Source organism: Frankia sp. KB5 (assembly GCF_002099325.1).
Taxonomy (GTDB): domain Bacteria; phylum Actinomycetota; class Actinomycetes; order Frankiales; family Frankiaceae; genus Frankia; species Frankia casuarinae.
Genome location: NZ_MRUJ01000355.1, coordinates 1 through 3,512, shown reverse-complemented (window position 1 = coordinate 3,512; position 3,512 = coordinate 1). Strand labels below are relative to the sequence as shown.

The 3,512-nt window shown below is 67.0% G+C and carries 3 protein-coding genes; 1 reads left to right on the top strand and 2 read right to left on the bottom strand.

Annotated elements, in window-relative coordinates; genetic code table 11:
* The first annotated feature begins 954 nt into the window (after window positions 1–954).
* Entirely contained in the window at window positions 955–1,683 is a 729-nt protein-coding gene (locus tag KBI5_RS24240; protein WP_011435544.1) for a tyrosine-type recombinase/integrase, read from the top strand.
* Between the two features lie 102 nt (window positions 1,684–1,785).
* Here KBI5_RS24240 and KBI5_RS24235 read toward each other — a convergent pair whose 3' ends face one another.
* Together KBI5_RS24235 and KBI5_RS24230 are read right to left on the bottom strand one after the other, a co-directional pair.
* On the bottom strand, window positions 1,786–2,229 hold the full coding sequence (locus tag KBI5_RS24235) for a hypothetical protein (protein WP_085016590.1): 444 nt from the start codon (window positions 2,227–2,229) through the stop codon (window positions 1,786–1,788).
* 2 nt (window positions 2,230–2,231) lie between these two features.
* Entirely contained in the window at window positions 2,232–2,930 is a 699-nt protein-coding gene (locus KBI5_RS24230; RefSeq protein ID WP_023841598.1) for a DUF433 domain-containing protein, read from the bottom strand.
* Window positions 2,931–3,512 lie beyond the last annotated feature (582 nt).

The following is a 3,512-nucleotide window of genomic DNA, read 5'->3' as shown; positions in this document are numbered from 1 at the left end:
GGAGATCGGACCGTCATAGTCACTTCCGACAGCGGTCACGGTGCCTTCGAAGGGTCCAGGACCATGGATCTTGGGACTGAGCCAGTTCTCGGGCAGGAGTACAAGGTCCCCCGGCACGAGGGGCTCAGCACCGTCCCACAGATAGGCATAGTTGCCCACCTTGACCTTCATCGCCACGACGGCCCTCCTCGTCTGGCTCTGCCGCTCCTCGGATCTAGGTGTCGCGCCGGTACGGTACCGACAGTGCGTGGGTATTCGCGCGCGTTTCGTAGCATTACCGACGGGAAGCAAGACATCCGAAGCACGGACCGGAACTCGATCAACCAACGAGCCGCCTTGCAGCCGTGATCGCAACCGAGTCGGGTTCGGGATTCGCCGAGTGCCGCGCGACCGGAGCGATCAACCTCTATCAGTCGTCTTGGCATTCGCGTTGCCGGCGTAGCCGGCTCGACGGATCTTCGCGTGGGCCGGTTCGACAGACACGGTCGGGCCGTTGACCTGCAGGTTTAGGTTCGCATTAGTGCTGGTTGGGTGCACATCGCAGCACTGACCAGGCATGCAACGTAGTAATTGCAGTCTGATCCGTCAAGCTCAGCGGTGACCGAGATGGTAACGTTTTGTCATAGTGGAGATCATTTCTGGGGTCGATCCCGTCTGGTGGCTCCTGCTCGACGGATGGGACCAGAGCCTGCAGACCGTCGGGCGCAGCGTCGAGACCCGGACCGCGTAGCGCAAGGCCGGCGTGGCGTTCGTCAACTGGCTCGCGGCACTGCCGCCGGCGCCTGCCGGCTGGACACCGCCGCGGACTGGCGTCGAGCGGCGCGCGGCCCGGYGCGCGGCCGCGGACGCCGGCGCCGAGCAGATGCCGACATACCGGCCGGGCGCGGCAGACGAGATCAGCCGGCAGCACGTCGAACAGTTCCTGATCTCCTTCGCGACCGAGCGGACACCGCGATGCCCGGACGGACGATCCGGCTCGACGGTGAATCAGGCGTTCCGCTCGCTCCAGCAGTTTTTTTGTGGCTGCTCGCCGAGGAGGAGCTCGACGCCTCGCCGATGGAGCGCATGGAGCCCCCCAAGATCGGCGAGCGGGTGAAACCGCTGCTCGTACTCGACCAGCTGTCCGCCCTCGTCGCCGTGTGCAAGGGCAAGGATTTCACCAGTCGACGTGACGAGGCGCTCGTGCGCGTCTTCGCGGACTCGGGCGGCCGTAGAAGCGAGGTCGCCGGCCTGACCGTCGCCGACGTCGACCTCGGCCGCAAGCGCCTGCTCGTCACCGGCAAGGGCGACCGACAGCGACACATCGCCATCGGCGCTCAGACCGCGCTCAGCCTGAACCGGTACCTGCGGCGCGGCCACCACCGACATGCCACTCTGCCCGCGCTGTGGCTGGCCGGCCGAGGCACCGCGATGACACCGTCGGGCGTCTACCAGGTGGTACGGCGCCGCGGCCGCGAGGCCGGCATCGACGTCCACCCCCACCTGTTCCGCCACGCGCTCGCCGACGCCTGGCTCTTTGCCGGCGGCGGAGAGCAGACCCTCGCCGACCACATGGGGTGGAGCACCACGCAGATGGTCCGCCGCTACGGCGCCGCCGGCCGGTCGCGGCGCGCTCAGAACGAGCACGAGCGCCTCGGCCTCGGTGATGCCTGCCGGCTGATCAGCCCCCGTCGCGTCAGCTAGCCGGCGGGTCCAGAGGGTGCCGATGCCCGGCGATCCATGCGAGGACTTCGTCCTCTTTCGACGAGCGGTAGTTCACGCCGACACCAGCGGAAACGCCTCACCTCACGACTCGTCCTCCTGCCCTCTGAGGTCCTGCGGGACCGGGAGCGTCAGCTTCCGTACGCCGGCCTGGGTCAGCGAGTAGAAGAAGGGCCCCTTCTCCTCGACCAGCGGCTCGATCTTGCCCCAGTGCTGGACGACCATGCGCAGCATGTCCCACCGGGACATGCTGCCGCTCTTGGTCAAGAAGAGGCCCTTCACCTCGCTGGCCAGGAAGATCTGCTTCTCGACGGCGCGACACCRGATCATGTTGTCGCGCGTGATCAGCAGCAGGCCTTCCTCGCCGACGTAGGGCAGCCAGCGAACGTCCTTCGTCCCCAGCGTGATCGGGCAACGTCTGTGGCCGGGATGGATGACGTCGGTTCGCACCGCGGCGAGCGCCTTACCCAGGGGCAGGGTGTTCTCGTTGACGAAGAAGCGCGCCTGGAGATCGGCGGCGGCGTTCATGCTCAGGCTGCGGTCTCTTCCTGCTCGCGGAGACGCGCTTCATAGCGGACCGCGGCCTCAACATCAGCATCGGGGAGCTCGTAGACCTCGGCGATCCCTGCGATCGAGTCGCCCGCAGCCCACAGCTCGTACAGGTTCGCGGTGCGGGTGTTTCGTACGACGGGCGCGCCGAAGCCGAGCAGCGGGTCGAGTACCACCTGCCGGCCGGTGGGGTCCGGGTATAGCCGCAGAGCCTCACCTCCCTTGCCGTCGCCGGGAGCGAACTCGACCTTGGCAAAGAAGTCCTGCGCCTTCGGCGCGAGCACGAGCTGGCCGTCGTGGACGCGGACCATCTCCAGCGAGGTCGCCAGGCCGACTTCCTCCTGAACCGCCATGACCACGTCGCGGCCGAAGACGTACGGGTGCATGTGCGCAAGCGGGTACGGCACGCCGAAGCGTTCCCGTAGCCGCTGGACGACGAGCCGCATCCTCTGTAGCGAAACACCGCGAACGCGGTACTCATGCAGGTAGCCGGCCTCGACAAACTCGCCCCACGTGACCAGATCGCGGCCGGTGTGCTCGGGACGGATCACCGGCTCGTAGTGGGTCTGTCCACGGGTGTAGCCGTCGATCCACGACCGGAGCCGGGCAGGCTTCACCGCGAGCAGGTGAGCGGCCTCGCTCATCGAGTAGATCTCACGTTCCAACACCGTGACAGTCACATCGACATCATGGCTTCCTCCGGTCGCATGTACCCCGCTTCGACGCGCCAACGGGGTAGCTCATATCGGACATTTGCTCACGCAGCGCGTCCGAGCGTCATTTCTCACCCCTCCACCCGGGGCGGTTCCGATCCAGCCACGCCTCCACGTCGGCCCGATGCCAGAGTCGTAGCCGGGGATGATCCAAGATCGGGTCGGGGAAGCCCTTCGCGTTCGCGATGCGGCTGGCGTACTCGCGCGAGACTCGCTCGCCACTTCGGGAACCGCGTCCGAGGAGATCGCGGAGCTGATCGATGTCTACGGCGTCTTCCAGGTCCCCGATAGTGACGATCTCGTCACGTGGTCGGCGGGACACCCCGCGGACGCTAGGCGCGGGCTCCTGCATGCGCGGGATGGACTGTCCACCTGCCCTGTAGGAGGCCATGGCGCACTACGGTGCCCCGCTGATCATCACAGCCCGTCGGCGTGCTGGCCGGCGGGCCGGATGACACGCCGGATGACCAGGCCGAACCAGCCGACGGCGTGCCCGAACGATCAGAAGTCATCCCTCGACCGAGATCACGACAGGGACGGAACACAGGC